The following is a 16,421-nucleotide window of genomic DNA, read 5'->3' as shown; positions in this document are numbered from 1 at the left end:
GTTATGCCCTGTTTCAACGCGGCTGAAACTTATCCTTTCTCAGGATCCGTGTCATCAGAATCCGCTTCATCATCTTCAACAGGTTCGTCGTCAGATTCTGCTTCATCCGGCAGGTCGCTCGCCTGAGCGGCTTCCAGTTCACCCTCTTCGGTGGCTACGCCGTCGAGTTCTTCGTCTTCAACCGGCTCAGCTACACGTTGCAGGCCGACCACGTGCTCGCCTTCCACAGTACGGATAAGTGTAACACCTTGGGTATTACGGCCTACGGTACTGACTTCAGAAACACGGGTACGGACTAGCGTGCCAGCGTCAGTGATCATCATGATCTGATCGGCTTCATCCACCTGGATCGCGCCGACGACCGGACCGTTACGCTCACTCACTTTGATCGAGATAACGCCCTGTGTCGCACGGGACTTGGTTGGATACTCAGCTGACTCGGTACGCTTACCGAAACCATTTTCCGTGACGGTCAGGATACACCCTTCACCACGAGGAATGATCAGGGAGACGACGCTGTCGCCTGAACCCAGACGGATACCGCGAACACCGGTTGCCGTACGACCCATTTTACGCACCGCTTCTTCAGAGAAGCGCACCACTTTACCGGCGGCGGAGAACAGCATAACTTCATTTTTACCGTCAGTCAGGTCAACACCAATCAGCTCATCCCCCTCATTGAGGTTAATGGCGATAATGCCAGCGCTGCGTGGACGACTGAAATCAGTCAGTGCGGTCTTCTTCACCGTACCGCTGGCCGTTGCCATAAAGACATGACGACCTTCTTCGTACTCGCGGACTGGAAGAATAGCGGTAATACGTTCATTTGGCTCAAGCGGCAACAGGTTGACGATTGGGCGGCCACGCGCACCACGGCTGGCTTCCGGCAGTTGGTAAACCTTCATCCAGTACAGACGACCACGGCTGGAGAACATCAGAATGGTATCGTGGGTGTTAGCCACCAGCAGACGGTCGATGAAATCTTCTTCTTTAATACGTGCTGCAGACTTCCCTTTACCACCGCGGCGTTGCGCTTCGTAGTCGGTCAGAGGCTGGTATTTCACATAGCCCTGATGCGACAGCGTCACCACAACGTCTTCCTGATTGATCAGATCTTCGATGTTGATATCGGAAGTGTTGGCGGTAATTTCGGTACGGCGCGGATCGTTATACTGATCACGAATCGCTTCCAGCTCTTCACGAATGACTTCCATCAGACGATCGGGGTTTTCCAGAATGAAGATCAGCTCTGCGATTTGCGTCAGCAGCTCTTTATATTCATCCAGCAATTTTTCGTGCTCAAGGCCGGTCAGTTTCTGCAGACGCAGATCCAGAATGGCTTGTGCCTGCTGTTCAGTCAGGAAGTATTTGCCTTCGTGAATACCGAACTCTGGTTCCAGCCATTCAGGACGTGCAGCGTCATCACCGGCACTGGCCAGCATGGCAGCTACATTGCCCAGATCCCAAGAACGGGCAATCAGGCCCGCTTTCGCTTCGGCCGGGGATTGCGCTGCGCGGATCAATTCAATGATGGGATCGATGTTAGCCAAAGCAATAGCCAGCGCTTCAAGGATATGGGCACGGTCACGGGCTTTACGCAGTTCGAAAATGGTACGACGGGTCACCACTTCACGGCGGTGACGAACAAACGCCGATAGAATCTCTTTCAGGCCAAGAATTTTTGGTTGCCCTTGATGCAGCGCAACCATGTTGATACCAAAAGAGGTCTGCATCTGGGTCAGGGAGTAGAGGTTGTTCAGAACCACTTCACCGACGGCGTCACGTTTGATTTCAATGACAATGCGCATACCGTCTTTATCAGACTCATCGCGCAATGCACTAATACCTTCCAGGCGCTTTTCCTTCACCAGCTCGGCGATCTTTTCGATCAGACGGGCTTTGTTCACCTGATACGGGATCTCGTGAACGATGATGGTTTCGCGGCCAGTTTTGGCATCAGCTTCGACTTCCGCACGAGCGCGAATCAGAATTTTGCCGCGACCGGTGCGGTAAGCATCTTCAATACCACGACGACCATTGATGATAGCTGCCGTTGGGAAGTCTGGACCCGGAATATGTTCCATCAGCCCTTCGATGCTGATGTTTTCATCGTCAATAAACGCCAGACAACCGTTGATAACCTCAGTGAGGTTATGTGGCGGGATGTTGGTCGCCATGCCGACGGCAATACCGGAAGACCCGTTAACCAATAGGTTAGGAATACGGGTTGGCATTACCGCAGGGATCTGCTCGGTGCCATCATAGTTCGGCACAAAATCAACGGTGTCTTTCTCTAAATCGGCCAACAGTTCGTGGGCGATTTTAGACATACGGATTTCGGTGTAACGCATGGCAGCAGCGGAGTCGCCGTCTACCGAACCGAAGTTACCCTGCCCATCCACCAACATGTAGCGAAGTGAAAAAGGCTGAGCCATACGTACGATGGTGTCATAAACTGCGGTATCACCGTGTGGGTGATATTTACCGATAACGTCACCGACCACACGGGCCGATTTCTTATAGGCTTTGTTCCAGTCGTTCCCCAGAACATTCATTGCGAAAAGTACGCGGCGGTGGACCGGTTTTAAACCATCGCGCACATCTGGTAGCGCACGTCCAACAATAACGGACATGGCGTAATCCAAATAAGAGTTTTTCAGCTCTTCTTCGATGCTTATCGGTGTGATTTCTCTGGCAAGGTCGCTCATGGAGCTGCTATCCCTCTACTGATTATTCATGGCCGCTGCCTGCTTAGGCATTACTTATGCAGATATAGCTAGCGCAAAGGTGTAAAATTATACCACAAAGCTGAGATCTGTGGAAAAGAACCTCCCTTTTTACCCTCTATTATCCAACGATTATCAAACCCTTGCCTCAGCCCCGAATAAAACGTCATCATTCGCTCAAACAGTAAGCAGAAAGACAAAACTGAACCCCTTCACAAGGAATATGTATAATCTGGCTTAACGACGAATTAAGGAGTTCACCACATTCATGAATACTGCATCGAATGCCCACACCCAGAACATTGACCATGATGAGATCGCCAAGTTTGAGGCCGTTGCTTCTCGCTGGTGGGACCTTGAAGGGGAATTCAAACCGCTGCACCGTATTAATCCGCTGCGTTTGAACTATATTCTCGAACGTGCCGACGGCCTGTTTGAAAAGAATGTTCTCGACGTCGGTTGCGGCGGCGGCATTTTAAGCGAAAGCATGGCGATTGCGGGTGCCAAGGTTACCGGGCTGGATATGGGCAGTGAGCCATTACAGGTTGCTCGCCTGCATGCACTGGAAAGTGGCGTGAACGTGAATTACATCCAGGAATTCGTGGAAGCCCATGCCGATGCTCATCCGCAGCAGTATGACGTGGTCACCTGTATGGAGATGCTTGAGCATGTGCCGGATCCGGCCTCCGTGGTAGCGGCCTGCGCACGTTTGGTAAAACCCGGCGGCCACGTATTTTTCTCAACCATCAATCGCAACAATAAAGCCTGGTTGATGGCGATCTTTGGCGCAGAATATGTGCTGAAAATGGTGCCCAAGGGCACACACGACATTAAAAAGTTCATCAAGCCGTCTGAATTACTGGCGATGGTGGATCGCACCTCACTGTTTGAACGTCATATTACCGGACTGCACTACAACCCGCTGACTGATCATTTCAAACTTGGGCCAAACGTCGATGTAAATTACATGGTCCACACACAGTCGTTAGTGACCTTCGTACAATAACGTTATCGTCAAGCAAAGAAATGAAATTCCAGGCGCAGAATCCCCTGTCAGAAGGCTAAATCTACGCCTGGAAAATCACTAAGATGTTAGTTTTTAGCGCGTTGGCGTAGCATAACTGCGCAACATGCTTTTTTAGAATAGTTGCCTCCATCAATATAGCTTTTTTTTCTAACGTTTAAGAAACCGGCAGTCGATCAACATTTCAAAAAATATAAGAAAATCGTATCGAAGTTATTGACACTCCAACGGTCCCAGCAATCACGTAGGCTTCAGGCTTTTACTGCAAAATTCTCCCCAGCTTATCCACAAAATGGGCCGTTTTGTTCACTTGCAAAAGGCAAGTTCAAACACTATCTTGTCATCAGAAAATAACAAATCCACAATATATTGTGTTTATATCCTGACCAGCACACTACAGACGAGTGAAGCCCTTCGGCCTGTATCGGCGTGTGCTCAAACTGTTATAAACCTCTAAGGTACAGCCCCTCATGAATCAGAGCCTCCTTGTTACTAAACGCGATGGTCGCAAAGAACGCATTAACCTTGATAAAATTCACCGAGTCATAGACTGGGCAGCTGAAGGTCTGCAAAACGTCTCCGTTTCACAAGTTGAACTCCGCTCCCATATCCAGTTTTATGACGGTATTAAAACCAGCGATATTCATGAAACCATTATTAAAGCTGCCGCGGATTTGATCTCTAAAGATGCGCCGGATTATCAATATCTGGCCGCCCGTCTGGCCATTTTCCACTTGCGTAAAAAAGCCTATGGCCAGTTTGAACCGCCAAGCCTGATGGCGCAGGTAACGCGCATGGTCGAGATGGGCAAATATGACAAACATCTGCTGGAAGACTACACGGCTGAAGAGTTCGAGCAGATGAACAGTTATATCGATCACTGGCGCGACATGAATTTCTCTTATGCTGCGGTCAAACAGCTCGAAGGCAAATATTTGGCGCAAAACCGCGTCACCGGCGATATCTACGAGAGCGCACAGTTCCTGTACATTTTGGTCGCCGCCTGCCTGTTCTCCGGCTACCCGCGTGAAACCCGTCTGGATTACGTGAAGCGTTTCTACGATGCGATTTCCTTGTTCAAAATTTCCTTGCCTACGCCAATCATGTCTGGCGTGCGCACCCCGACGCGCCAGTTCAGCTCCTGCGTACTGATTGAGTGTGGTGACAGCCTCGACTCCATCAATGCGACCTCAAGCGCGATCGTAAAATACGTTTCCCAACGTGCTGGTATCGGCATCAACGCGGGTCGCATCCGTGCACTGGGCAGTCCAATCCGTGGCGGCGAAGCCTTCCACACTGGCTGTATCCCTTTCTATAAACATTTCCAGACAGCGGTCAAATCCTGCTCTCAGGGCGGCGTGCGCGGCGGTGCAGCGACGTTGTTCTACCCGATGTGGCATTTGGAAGTGGAAAGCCTGCTGGTACTGAAGAATAACCGTGGTGTTGAAGGTAACCGCGTCCGTCATATGGACTACGGTGTGCAGATCAACAAACTGATGTATCAGCGTCTGGTGAAAGGCGGTGATATTACGCTGTTCAGCCCGTCTGACGTACCTGGGCTGTACGATGCGTTCTTCGCCAATCAGGATGAATTCGAACGCCTGTACGTACAATATGAGCAGGACAGCAGCATCCGTAAGCAGAAAGTGAAAGCCGTTGAGCTGTTCTCTCTGATGATGCAGGAACGCGCATCCACTGGCCGTATCTACATTCAGCACGTTGATCACTGCAACACTCACAGCCCGTTTGATCCGGCGATTGCGCCCGTTCGCCAGTCCAACCTGTGTCTGGAAATCGCGCTGCCTACCAAACCACTGGATGACGTTAACGACGAAAACGGTGAAATTGCCCTGTGTACGCTGTCGGCATTTAACTTAGGTGCGATTGAAAGTCTTGATGATCTGGAAGAGTTGGCAACGTTGGCGGTACGTGCGCTCGATGCCCTCCTCGACTATCAGGATTACCCAATCAAGGCCGCCAATCGTGGTGCTATGGGCCGTCGTACTTTGGGTATCGGCGTGATTAACTACGCTTATTATCTGGCGAAGAATGGCGTGCGTTACTCTGACGGCAGCGCAAACAACCTGACGCATAAAACCTTCGAAGCCATTCAGTACTACTTACTGAAAGCCTCCAATAACCTGGCAAAAGAGCAAGGTGCCTGCCCGTGGTTCAACGAAACCACTTACGCCCAAGGCATCATGCCGATCGATACCTATAAAAAGGATCTCGATGCTATCTGTGATGAACCGCTGCACTATGACTGGGATGCTCTGCGCGCCGAGGTCAAAACTCACGGTCTGCGTAACTCGACACTGTCAGCGCTAATGCCATCTGAGACCTCTTCACAGATCTCCAATGCCACTAACGGCATCGAACCACCACGCGGACATATCAGCATCAAAGCGTCGAAAGACGGCATTCTGCGCCAGGTCGTGCCAGAATATGATCGCCTGAAAGATCAGTATGAGTTGCTGTGGGATATGCCGAACAACGACGGTTATCTGCAGTTGGTTGGCCTGATGCAAAAATTCATCGACCAGGCCATTTCGTCCAACACCAACTATGACCCATCGCGCTTCCCGAACAGCAAAGTGCCGATGAAGCAGTTGTTAAAAGACTTGCTGACGGCCTACAAATTCGGCGTAAAAACTCTGTACTATCAGAACACCCGTGATGGTGCTGATGACGTACAAGAAGATATGAAAGCCGAGGTCGCTGACGACTGCGAAAGCGGTGCCTGCAAAATCTAATCAACTGTTTTGATTTATCATTTTATATAAAGCCCCTTCTCAGGGGCTTTTGTCCGAGGACAATATGGCTTATAGCACTTTCTCTCAGAACAAGAACAACCAGTTGCTGGAACCGATGTTTTTCGGCCAGTCCGTCAACGTGGCGCGTTTCGATCAGCAAAAACATGAAATATTCGAAAAGTTGATTGAAAAGCAGCTTTCCTTCTTCTGGCGCCCGGAAGAAATTGATGTGTCCCGTGACCGTATCGATTTTCAAGCGCTGCCGGATCATGAAAAGCATATTTTCATCAGCAACCTGAAGTACCAGACATTACTGGATTCCATTCAGGGCCGCAGTCCGAATGTAGCGTTGCTGCCGTTGATCTCTATTCCTGAACTGGAAACCTGGGTAGAAACCTGGGCATTTTCAGAAACTATTCACTCACGCTCTTATACGCACATCATCCGCAACATCGTGAATGATCCTGCCGTCGTGTTCGATGACATTGTCACCAACGAAGAGATCCTCAAGCGTGCAAAAGATATCTCCGGTTACTACGACACGCTGATTGAGATGACCAGCTATTACCATCTTCTTGGGGTCGGTACACATCAGGTGAATGGTAAAACCGTTGTCGTTGATCTGCATGAGCTAAAGAAAAAACTCTATATCTGCCTGATGAGCGTGAATGCGCTGGAAGCCGTGCGTTTCTACGTCAGCTTTGCCTGCTCCTTTGCATTTGCGGAACGTGAATTGATGGAAGGCAACGCTAAGATCATCAAAATGATCGCCCGTGATGAAGCCTTACATCTGACCGGTACTCAGCATGCGCTGAATCTGTTACGTTCAGGCCAGGATGATCCTGAAATGGCCGAGATCGCGAAAGAGTGTGAACAAGAGTGTCATGACTTGTTTGTGCTGGCCGCACAGCAGGAAAAAGAGTGGGCAGAATATCTGTTCCGTGACGGCTCAATGATTGGTCTGAACAAAGACATCTTGTGCCAGTACGTAGAATACATCACGAATATCCGCATGCAGGCTGTTGGCTTGACGGCACCCTTTAAAACCCGCACAAACCCGATCCCGTGGATCAATGCCTGGTTAGTGTCGGACAACGTGCAGGTCGCCCCGCAGGAAGTCGAAGTCAGCTCTTATCTGGTTGGTCAGATTGATTCAGAAATGAATGCCGACGATCTGAGCGATTTTGAGTTCTAAAATGCGCCAGCGGACAGTGACCCTTTCAGCGAATGGGCAGCAACTTACCTGCCTTGCTGAGCACCGCAATTTGCTGGAAGTATTTGAACATCACGACGTAGACGTTGAGTATCAGTGTCGGGAAGGTTATTGCGGGTCTTGCCGGATGCGGTTGGTCAGTGGTGCTGTGGAATACAGTCAAAAACCCCTGGCGTTCATCGCGGAAGGAGACGTACTTCCATGCTGTTGCCTGCCGGTTGAGGATATTGAAGTCGAGTTTTGATGGGTTTCGGCCCGCTATCCGCTACTGAAATCGGCTTTTAAAACCACGTCAAGGTCAAGACCTTGGGTTGCCACCCAAACTGGCCTTAAGAGGCGCCTATCGCCGCGCCTCTTAAGAATCTCCGGCTCTTAACTGCGCGCTACCGCTAAATCGGGATGGCCGTGTTTCAGGTATCTCAGTGATAGCCGCAAAATGTCAGCCCTACGGGCTTCCCGGCTGCGGGTTTGAGCCAACGATAAACACGTTGTCTCGCCACCGACTTGCCGGTGACATTTTGAACGCGGCCGAAGCTTTTTAAAGCTAATTCAAAACCCGATCTGCTTTTATCTTTAAAAACCTGTGGGTCGCATTCAAAAATGACGCCGACGGAGAGGTGAAAAACCGCGTGTCTTTTTACGCGGGTTGAAGCCCGAACTGAGAGCACCACGCAGCGGCGGAGTTTGCGGCTATAACAGCGGCACCTGAAACACGGCCATGGTGACCAGCGCAGTTGCCGGTGTTGCATCAGCAAAAAACGCAGGATTCCAAAGGGTTTCGTTTAAAACCCTTTGGGCCCGTGTGGGCAGCGAGCCCACGACCTTGAATTTAGAGATTTAAAAGCGGGTTTGGGCTGCAAGCCCAAAAAACTACGCCTTAGCTATTCTCTCTAACCACGGATAGTCCGCCACCGGCTCCCAGCCGTTCAGATACCGCCGTAACATATCCATCCCCACCATGGCGATAGTCTCCTGCCGTAACGCCAACCCGTGCCGCGTCGCACTATACCGGATCGTTAACCCGTAAGTTCCTGATGGAGTATGTAGCGCCAGACTGAGCTGATCGCCTGATAATGCCCCGACGGCCAGCGCCAATTGTGTGCCGCTGGTGTCGGCCAGTGTCTGCGCACGTGCTAATAAGTGTTCGAGAGATTTTTCCGGCGAGGCATCATCGCTGCGTGGCAAGAGTTCACCGTCAGCCAGCGGAACACCCGCGCTTTGCAGACGCCAGTTGAGCAGGCCGCCCGTAAAACTTTCACTGATCGCCAGATGCAGGTTTTGCGCGAGCAGACGTTCTGCAAGACGGTCCGGCAAGCTACCGAAACCTTCAAAAATAGTGCTTTCACCAGCTACTTCACGCACGCGCTCAAAGACTTTGCGCATTGCAACTTCCTGCGAACGCGGGCCTGTCACTTTCAGTTCAATGATCGGCGACGAAGAGCGATACCCCATCGTCACGCCGTCAGGCAAAACCATGGCATCCAGATCAGTGGCCAGATCACTTTCTCCACGTCCAAACGTGGTCAGACGCAGACACAAGGGGGCTTCGAGAGACGGGAATTTTTTGTGCAAGCGTGGAACAATTTGCTGCTCTACCATGACTTTGAATTCAGAGGGCACGCCGGGCGTGAAGAAAATCTGGCAACGATTGAGAATAATGCTGAATCCACAGGCCGTACCGACCGGGTTATCCAGGACTTCGGCTCCTTCGGGAATTTGCGCTTGTTTGCGGTTTGACTCAGCCATCGGACGGCCTCGTTCGGCAAAAAAGTCCTCCATCGTACGGATCCAGTTGGCATCTTCCACCAGACTGACACCACAGGCGGTAGCTGCTGCCAGCGCGCTTAAATCGTCGCTGGTCGGCCCCAGCCCGCCATTCACAATCAGCACATCGGCAATCTGACTGCGCTCTTTTATCACACTAACCAGCTCTTCCAGACTGTCACCCACCGTTTCACGGCTGGTCATTGGCAATCCTTCACCAAACAGATAACTGGCCAGCCAGGCAGCATTAGAATCGACTATTTGACCGTGCAGAACTTCTTCGCCAGTACTGAGCATCTCAACCCTAAGCATTGTTCTCTCCTCTTGTTTTGTCCCTTCACTGTAGAAAGGCTGCGTCCGAAAAACAATCGTATCGGCACAAAGTGATAGAACAGACGAAAAAAAAGCCTGCTAAGCAGACTTTCCGAATGTGTTCTGTGGATATCCCAAAAAATGTCGAGTGACGGGATATTAGAAATTAATCGCGCCGCCCACGTAAGCACCATCAGCGATCACGTTATCGCGATTACCATCTTTACCATCCAGCGCCATGTAGCGGTAACCCACGCTCACGGTAACTAATGGAATAGCGGTCAGACGGACACCCGCATTGGCTTCTTTGTAGTTGCCGATACCGCTGGAGAGGGAATCTGGGGAATAGTAGTAGTCACCGTAGAGGGTGAACAGTTTAGCGATTGGCAACTGCAAACCACCGCCAAGGGCAGCAGCATAACCCTCGTCACCGTCTTTAGGGTTGGTGTACAGACCTTTGCCGCCCACGGTCGCCATGAATGGACCTAATGGAATGTTATAGCCCAGGCCCAGACCTGCAACATCACCGTCGTCATCATTGTGTGTCCAGTCGCCGCTCAGCGCCAGGCCCGGCGAGGTCGTCCCAAAACCCGCGCCCAGATGAGTGTAATGCTCGCCAACTTCACCGTTGACACTGATGGCGCTGGCAGAGGCCGCAACCATCATCAGGCTGGCAGCAGCGCCAGCGACAAGTAATTTTTTCATTATTGATCCTAAATAATTGCAACACAGCAGTAAATCTTCCCTATGGAGTCTAAAGCAATTTACCGTAATGCAACATCTTTTTGCCTCGTCAACTGATCAGGCAGTACACAAAGAATGGTAAGAATCATCAATGACATCGATGAAAGCAAGATCCTGGCACAACAAGAAGAACCACTATGTGTGCGGACACAGCGGCTCTTCTTGTTCCCTCGGGCGATAATTACACCAGCTGCTTCTCCAGCCATTGCTTGAGTTGCTGGCGGGAGATCTTAATGCCGCCCTGCACGACCTCCTGCGGCAAGCGGTAGTAACGCACCGGTTGTTGGTAACGCGCCAGTTTTCCTTGTAACCACTGAGCCAGATGCTCAAAAGTTGCGTCAGGATGGGTGTCCACCAGCGCGACGGGCCGTTGACCAAATTCATCATCGTTCACTGGCAGTACGAAGGCGTGATTCACCTGCGGATGCGACTGTAATACCCGCTCAATATCTTCAGGCTGAATACCCTCTCCGGCGCTGAAAAACAGATTATCCACTCTTCCGGCGATATACAGTTCATCGCCCTGCCACACCCCACGATCGCGGGTATGGAACCAGCCCTCGGCATCAGTTAATGGCGTTAACTCGCCGTGCTTCCAGTAACCAGCAGCCAGACTCGGCGTGCGGATCAGCACTTCGTCATCTTTTAGCATCACTTCTTTACCGGCCAGAACATAACCGACACTTGGTGTACCGTCAGCGCGTTTAGCCACTACGGTAGAGGCGGTTTCCGTCATGCCATAGCCACACCAGCAGCGGATACCCGCCTGTTCAGCCTGTTCCGTCAGTTCGAGCGGAATATGTGCGCCACCGAGTAGAACGTTTTGTAATTTTTCCGGCAACTGAGGTTGTTGTAACAAACGCCAGAGCTGTGTCGGCACCAGTGAGGCGTGGCTGCAATGTTCCAACGCAGTTTCCAGTGATTCACCGTCAGCCAGCACCACGGCAGCACCGGCACTCAGCCAGCGCCAGATGATCCCTTGCCCTGAGACATGGAACAGCGGCAGAGAAAGCAGCCAGCTGTCGCCCTGAGAATAGGGGATTAGCCCGAGAACACCCGCAGTACTGGCAAGATGTGCCTGTATGCTGTGAGCGGCAGCTTTGGGCAATCCGCAGGAACCTGAGGTCAGCGTCAGCGTCGCCAGACGCTCAGGCTGCCACGCGGCAGCATTCTTACATGAACCAACATGGCGTAGTTCGAGTGCAGGTAGTGCCAGTGTGAGCGACGTATCGCTGAGGTCGAGAATAAAACTGATATCCAGCGACGGCAGCAGTTCCGCGTTCAATCCAGCAGGCAACTGCGGATTGAGGAGCAATAAGTGGGCACCGGTTTGCAGCAAAGCCAAATAAGCCAGCAACGCATCAGGGCTATTTTTACTGCGCAGTACGACACGGGTTCCTTCACTGACGCCCTGCTGAATAAAACCGGCTGCCAACGAATCTATGCGCTGTTGTAGATCGCGCCAGCACCATGCAGTACCGCGTGATTTCAGCGCTACTGCGAACGGCGTCCGTTCGGCCCACACACGCCAGGGCCAGTTATTCAGGCATGCCATATTGGCTCCAGTTGATCTTCTGCTATCAGCGGCAGCGGTGAGTCAGGCCAGCGGCGAACCAGCTGTGCCTGCATCAAGTCCAGGGTGTCCAAACCCGGCACAACGTCCGGCGTAAGCCAGGCGGCCATACGTGCCAGCTGATTCAGGCCCAGGCTGGATTCAATACTGGAGCTGATCACCGCCACCAGTCCGGCGCGGTGCGACTGAGCAATCAGCTCACGACAGCGGGTCAGGCTGCCGATTAAGGTCGGTTTGATGATGATGGCCACCAGCCCCGGTTCAGCGTGCACCTCAAAGCCTTTTTCACGCACGCTCTCATCCCATGCAATGGCAATCCCTGTGTCGCGGGCAAACTCAAGGGATTGCTCCCGCGTAGTACAAGGTTCTTCAATAAAGGCGATACGTGAGCGTAGCTCCGGCGCTACATATCGGGCAAAGGCCGCCGCTTTAGCCGGTGCCCAACTGCGGTTAGCATCCAGACGCAGGTGTAAATCAGGCAGCGCTTCCAGCAACATGGTGACATTGAGGCCATCACCCACGGCTTCATATAACCCGACTTTGACCTTCGCCACTTTATTCCCATTACCGTCGCCAGGTAATGCGCCAAGACGACTATACAGCTCGTCGGGATCACCATGACACAACGGCGCGCTGTGAAGACTTACCTCCGCGGGCAACTGCCTGCGCAGTTCTGCATCAGCCATACTTAAACCAAAAGCCACCGACGGCAGGGCGCTAAATGCAGAAGCTACCGCACTGAGCGACGCTCCCTGAGACCACTGCGCCAACGCATGCAGCGTAGCCTGCTGAGCTTGTTCCAGGCTTTCCTGACTAAAGCCCGGTAGCGGCGCGACTTCGCCCCAGCCGATTTGGTCATCCTGCCAAAGCTGCACCAACAGCCCATCGCGGGATTTCAACCGCTGATTTCGCAATACCACGCCCGCCTCCATTGGCAGACTGTACCGGTATACCGTAACGCGGCGCATTACGGATTACGCTTGAATTTGCTGAAGTCCGGCTGGCGTTTTTCATTAAACGCGTTGCGGCCTTCCTGACCTTCTTCGGTCATATAGAACAGCATGGTGGCGTTACCCGCCAGCTCCTGTAGGCCAGCCTGCCCGTCGCAGTCGGCATTGAGTGCCGCCTTCAGACAACGTAGCGCCATCGGGCTGTTTTCCAATATTTCACGACACCAACGCACGGTTTCTTTTTCCAGATCCGCCAGCGGAACGACGGTATTCACCAGCCCCATATCCAGTGCAGCGGCCGCATCATACTGGCGGCACAGGAACCAGATTTCGCGGGCCTTTTTCTGACCAACGATACGGGCCATATAAGAGGCTCCCCAACCGCCGTCAAACGACCCCACTTTCGGGCCAGTCTGACCAAAAATGGCGTTATCGGCAGCAATGGTCAGGTCACACATCATGTGTAAAACGTGGCCACCACCGATGGAGTAACCGGCCACCATCGCCACTACCGGTTTTGGGCAGGTGCGGATCTGGCGCTGGAAGTCGAGCACGTTAAGATGATGCACACCGCTGGTATCCTGATAACCGCCGTAATCGCCGCGGACTTTCTGGTCACCGCCTGAGCAGAACGCTTTGTCGCCTTCGCCAGTCAGAACAATCACGCCGATATTATCGTCATGGCGTGCATCATCCATCGCACGGATCATCTCTTTCACGGTCAGCGGACGGAAGGCGTTGCGTACCTGAGGGCGATTAATCGTGATCTTAGCGATACCATCCGCAGATTTGTGATAACGGATATCTTCAAATTCGCCGCTAAAGTCCAGCCATTCGACGGGTGCATAGAGTTGTTTTTCATCAGGATAGATCATGTTCTACCTCCTTTGATACAGGTGAAGTAATCAGTGCCAGTGCCTGACGGGCAAAATCCGCCGGGTTGGCACGATGGGCGTTATGCCCGGCATTGGCGATGAGTCGCAGCGGGAAATTCGCCTGCTGTGCAAGAATGATAAATTTGGAATCAAGGCTGCCACACAACCAGACGATCGGTAGCGGTAAGTGTGAAATACATTCGCGCAGGTCCGGCTGTACCGACAGCGACGTAGCGCTGAGCATGGCGGCAAGCCGCACCGGATTATTATTGAGCCGCAGTGCGACCAGTTGCTGACGCAGCTCGTCGGTCAGATCGCTAAACACCGGCTGGCGATACCAAAGTTGTAATACCTGTTGCCAGGTTTGATGCATGAACCGCGTCGCCCACAGATGGTCATGATGGTGGCGTTGCCGGCGGTCGCGCAGGCTTTTCAACCCCGGATGAGCGCCTTCCACCATCACGCCCAGTAAACCACGGGTATCGCCGTGGGTGGCGTGATAGAGGCTGATACGCCCACCGAGGGAGTAGCCGATCAACCAGTGCTCGTGAATCTCCATTTCCCGCAACGTTGAGCTGAGTAACTGGCTGACATCGGCAAAACCGACGGTGGTGACGTCGGCTGAAACACCATGACCGGGCAGATCAATGAGCAGGCAGGGCCAGTCAGAGAACCAGGGCATCAGCGATTGCCAGTCTTCACCACTGCCAAGCAGACCGTGCAGAAACACCAACCATGGTTTCCCCGTGATATGACCATTCACCCGCTGACAGGATAGGGTCATAACCCCCCCGCCCGCGTCACCAATTCACGCAATATTTCAGCGCCATCAGTGGGGCTGACTTTCAATTCAATGAGTTTCACGCCGCCGCGCTCCCAGCAATCATGCACCGCTTCACTCAGCGCCGGAAGATCCGTTGGACAGGCATAATTCAGTCCGAACATCGCCGCGGCATGGCTGAATTCAACATCCTGCGGCATACAGTAGAAGCGCTCACGTTCCGCCTGCGGCGTAGGGAGCAGCGAGAAAATCTGCCCACCGTTGTTGTTAACGACGATGATAACCGTCGGCGCTGAACTTTGACGCATCAGCGCCAGCGCGTTGAGATCGTACAGGGCGGAGAGGTCACCGATCAGCACCAGCGTTGGTTTACCCGTCGCACGCTGGACCCCTGCGGCGGTAGAAATCAAACCATCGATACCGCTGGCGCCACGGTTAGCAAATACCGGATATCCAGCCGGCAATTGCGCCAGAGCGTCGACTAACCGGACCACCAGACTGTTGCCAAGGAACAACTGTCCATGCTCCGGCAGCAGCGCCGGTAAATAGCGGGCCAGAGCGGCTTCGCCAAAATGGTCGTCTAAACAAGTCTGTACCCGCTCATCGACCTGACGTGAGAGCATTTCCAGCTCGGAAGCCCAGTGGGCCTGCGGCTGCGCCGGATGCAGTGTCAGCCACTCGCTGACCGGCATCTGCAAACGCCGACCACAGTGCTGCGCGGGATCAAGGCGTCCCGGTAGCGGATCCACCAGCCAGTACTCCTCGGGCTGGCAGTTAGCCTGCCATTGTAGCAAGCGTTTACCGGTCAGGCTGGAACCCAGCTGAACCACCAGCTGCGCCTGCTTCAGCGTGCTGTACGCCTGCGGATTCGCCAGCCATAAATCTGCACAGGGAAGCGGATTACCGGTTTGCGATTGCACATCACTCAGCAGCGGCCAACCGAGGATTTTCGCCCAATGTGCTAATTGCAGTCCTTCTATTGCATTCATTCGCCCGGCAACAATCACCCCGCGTTTTTGTCGCCAGTATGACCAGTCAGGCTGGGCGAGGTGCGGTTGCGGCGCACAATGGCGCAGCCACGGCTGAGTGCCATGCCACCAGTCGCCCAGGCTTTGGGACCACTCGAGATAATCATCCCCTTGCTCACCATACAGCGGCTCGGCAAAAGGACAGTTGATATGCAGCGCACCGTGACCCAGTGCTGAAATCCCCTGATCAATCGCCGAGACCAGCCAGCGTGCGCTGATGTCCGGGGTCGGGCGCGGCAGATTGAGGGTTTGCTGAGCATGGCTGGAAAACATTTCTGGCTGGCGGATGGCCTGATTGGCCCCGCAGTCAATCAGTTCTGGCGGACGGTCGGCGGTCAGCATGATCAGCCGCTCACCGGTCAATCCGGCTTCAATGATGGCCGGATAGAGATTTGCCACCGCCGTGCCTGACGTCACAATGACGGCAACCGGCTGACCGCTGGCCTTCGCCAGCCCCAGTGCCAGATGGCCCAAACCACGTTCGTCAAAGTGTGTGTGGCAAATCAGATGTGGATTAGCCGCCGCCGCCAGCGTGAGAGAGGTCGAACGTGAGCCGGGCGCGATACAGACATGCTGTACCCGATGGCGGCTCAGCGCTTCCAGAATGAGCGTTGCCCAGCGGCGGTTAAAGATGGCGTTAGAAAGCGTCGATGACATGAGTAACTCCGGCAAAGCGGG

12 protein-coding genes are annotated in these 16,421 nt (G+C 53.1%); 4 read left to right on the top strand and 8 right to left on the bottom strand.

Going from position 1 to position 16,421, the window contains the following annotated elements:
- Nucleotides 1-29: 29 nt before the first annotated feature.
- Nucleotides 30-2,708, bottom strand: a complete 2,679-nt coding sequence (gyrA, locus tag IEV89_RS02155; RefSeq protein ID WP_188469943.1) for a DNA topoisomerase (ATP-hydrolyzing) subunit A — start codon at nt 2,706-2,708, stop codon at nt 30-32.
- Between the two features lie 286 nt (nt 2,709-2,994).
- Here gyrA and ubiG point away from each other — a divergent pair, with 286 nt between their 5' ends.
- The 4 genes from ubiG to yfaE all read left to right on the top strand — a co-directional run bounded on the left by ubiG (nt 2,995) and on the right by yfaE (nt 7,960).
- The gene (gene ubiG / locus IEV89_RS02150; RefSeq protein WP_188469942.1) at nt 2,995-3,732 is read left to right on the top strand and encodes a bifunctional 2-polyprenyl-6-hydroxyphenol methylase/3-demethylubiquinol 3-O-methyltransferase UbiG; all 738 of its coding nucleotides are present in this window, start codon (nt 2,995-2,997) and stop codon (nt 3,730-3,732) included.
- A 488-nt stretch (nt 3,733-4,220) separates the two neighbouring features.
- Nucleotides 4,221-6,503, top strand: a complete 2,283-nt coding sequence (gene nrdA / locus IEV89_RS02145) for a class 1a ribonucleoside-diphosphate reductase subunit alpha (protein ID WP_188469940.1) — start codon at nt 4,221-4,223, stop codon at nt 6,501-6,503.
- 64 nt (nt 6,504-6,567) lie between these two features.
- Nucleotides 6,568-7,698, top strand: a complete 1,131-nt coding sequence (gene nrdB, locus IEV89_RS02140) for a class Ia ribonucleoside-diphosphate reductase subunit beta (RefSeq protein WP_188469938.1) — start codon at nt 6,568-6,570, stop codon at nt 7,696-7,698.
- A gap of 1 nt (nt 7,699) precedes the next feature.
- Entirely contained in the window at nt 7,700-7,960 is a 261-nt protein-coding gene (gene yfaE, locus IEV89_RS02135) for a class I ribonucleotide reductase maintenance protein YfaE (protein WP_188469936.1), read from the top strand.
- 626 nt (nt 7,961-8,586) lie between these two features.
- On the opposite strand, the gene IEV89_RS02130 is transcribed toward yfaE, so the two are convergent.
- The 7 genes from IEV89_RS02130 to menD all read right to left on the bottom strand — a co-directional run bounded on the left by IEV89_RS02130 (nt 8,587) and on the right by menD (nt 16,400).
- Nucleotides 8,587-9,792 (bottom strand): nicotinamide mononucleotide deamidase-related protein YfaY, encoded by a 1,206-nt coding sequence (locus IEV89_RS02130; protein WP_188469934.1) that lies wholly within the window; start codon nt 9,790-9,792, stop codon nt 8,587-8,589.
- Between the two features lie 159 nt (nt 9,793-9,951).
- Nucleotides 9,952-10,497: a YfaZ family outer membrane protein gene (locus tag IEV89_RS02125; protein WP_188469932.1), complete on the bottom strand. Its 546-nt coding sequence runs from the start codon at nt 10,495-10,497 to the stop codon at nt 9,952-9,954.
- Between the two features lie 220 nt (nt 10,498-10,717).
- Complete coding sequence (gene menE, locus IEV89_RS02120; protein WP_188469930.1) at nt 10,718-12,091, bottom strand: o-succinylbenzoate--CoA ligase; 1,374 nt, start codon at nt 12,089-12,091, stop codon at nt 10,718-10,720.
- Entirely contained in the window at nt 12,079-13,077 is a 999-nt protein-coding gene (gene menC / locus IEV89_RS02115; RefSeq protein WP_188469928.1) for an o-succinylbenzoate synthase, read from the bottom strand. Before menC ends, menE begins: the two co-directional genes overlap by 13 nt.
- Entirely contained in the window at nt 13,077-13,934 is an 858-nt protein-coding gene (gene menB / locus IEV89_RS02110) for a 1,4-dihydroxy-2-naphthoyl-CoA synthase (RefSeq protein WP_188469925.1), read from the bottom strand. The genes menC and menB overlap by 1 nt, the downstream gene beginning before the upstream one ends.
- The gene (menH, locus tag IEV89_RS02105; protein ID WP_188469923.1) at nt 13,921-14,718 is read right to left on the bottom strand and encodes a 2-succinyl-6-hydroxy-2,4-cyclohexadiene-1-carboxylate synthase; all 798 of its coding nucleotides are present in this window, start codon (nt 14,716-14,718) and stop codon (nt 13,921-13,923) included. The genes menB and menH overlap by 14 nt, the downstream gene beginning before the upstream one ends.
- Complete coding sequence (menD, locus tag IEV89_RS02100; protein ID WP_188469921.1) at nt 14,715-16,400, bottom strand: 2-succinyl-5-enolpyruvyl-6-hydroxy-3-cyclohexene-1-carboxylic-acid synthase; 1,686 nt, start codon at nt 16,398-16,400, stop codon at nt 14,715-14,717. Before menD ends, menH begins: the two co-directional genes overlap by 4 nt.
- Nucleotides 16,401-16,421: the final 21 nt, after the last annotated feature.

This window comes from Hafnia psychrotolerans (assembly GCF_014639435.1).
GTDB lineage: Bacteria > Pseudomonadota > Gammaproteobacteria > Enterobacterales > Enterobacteriaceae > Ewingella > Ewingella psychrotolerans.
The sequence above is the reverse complement of the archived record's forward strand: the minus strand, read 5'-3'. Positions and strand labels throughout refer to the sequence as shown.

Coding starts and splice junctions, on each gene's coding strand:
- nrdB (WP_188469938.1), top strand. CDS start 6,568: ATGGCTTATAGCACTTTCTCTCAGAACAAGAACAACCAGTTGCTGGAA.
- menB (WP_188469925.1), bottom strand. CDS start 13,934: ATGATCTATCCTGATGAAAAACAACTCTATGCACCCGTCGAATGGCTG.
- menH (WP_188469923.1), bottom strand. CDS start 14,718: ATGACCCTATCCTGTCAGCGGGTGAATGGTCATATCACGGGGAAACCA.
- nrdA (WP_188469940.1), top strand. CDS start 4,221: ATGAATCAGAGCCTCCTTGTTACTAAACGCGATGGTCGCAAAGAACGC.
- IEV89_RS02125 (WP_188469932.1), bottom strand. CDS start 10,497: ATGAAAAAATTACTTGTCGCTGGCGCTGCTGCCAGCCTGATGATGGTT.
- menD (WP_188469921.1), bottom strand. CDS start 16,400: ATGTCATCGACGCTTTCTAACGCCATCTTTAACCGCCGCTGGGCAACG.
- IEV89_RS02130 (WP_188469934.1), bottom strand. CDS start 9,792: ATGCTTAGGGTTGAGATGCTCAGTACTGGCGAAGAAGTTCTGCACGGT.
- yfaE (WP_188469936.1), top strand. CDS start 7,700: ATGCGCCAGCGGACAGTGACCCTTTCAGCGAATGGGCAGCAACTTACC.
- menE (WP_188469930.1), bottom strand. CDS start 12,091: ATGGCATGCCTGAATAACTGGCCCTGGCGTGTGTGGGCCGAACGGACG.
- menC (WP_188469928.1), bottom strand. CDS start 13,077: ATGCGCCGCGTTACGGTATACCGGTACAGTCTGCCAATGGAGGCGGGC.
- gyrA (WP_188469943.1), bottom strand. CDS start 2,708: ATGAGCGACCTTGCCAGAGAAATCACACCGATAAGCATCGAAGAAGAG.
- ubiG (WP_188469942.1), top strand. CDS start 2,995: ATGAATACTGCATCGAATGCCCACACCCAGAACATTGACCATGATGAG.